Here is a 479-nt window from a genome sequence, read left to right on the forward strand (position 1 = left end):
GTTCTCGGGGCCTAAAATATCCACGAATATCCAAAGCTTCTTCTAATTGAGATAAAAAACCATGAAACGTTGCTTTATTTGCCGGCTCCATCTCTACAGTACGAAAAGCCGTATCGCTCACATTTTCTAAACCTGATTTCATCCATTCGTAAGATATAAGCAAAACCGCTTGCGCAATATTGAGTGATGCAAAAGCAGGATTAACTGGAAAAGTGATGATTTCATCAACAAGACTGATTTCATCATTTTCTAATCCACACCTTTCTCTTCCAAATAAAATACCCGTTTGATGCCCAATCCTCTCACGCTGACGTAGCATACTCGCTGCTTCAACAGCACTTTTGACGGTCTTAAAACCACATCTTTCACGTGCCGTTGTAGCAAAAATATAATGCAAATCCGCAATCGCATCACGTAATGTATCAAAAACTATTGCCTCATTAATGACATGATCTGCTTTGCTTGCTGCAGCCCTGGCT

The 479-nt window shown here is 40.3% G+C and carries 1 protein-coding gene; it reads right to left on the reverse strand.

Going from position 1 to position 479, the window contains the following annotated elements; translation table 11 throughout:
- Positions 1-479: RNA methyltransferase (locus J7R05_RS07850; protein WP_281388232.1), on the reverse strand; the 479-nt coding region annotated here is incomplete at both ends.

The sequence above is a fragment of the Bartonella capreoli genome (assembly GCF_902813205.1).
Taxonomy (GTDB): domain Bacteria; phylum Pseudomonadota; class Alphaproteobacteria; order Rhizobiales; family Rhizobiaceae; genus Bartonella; species Bartonella schoenbuchensis.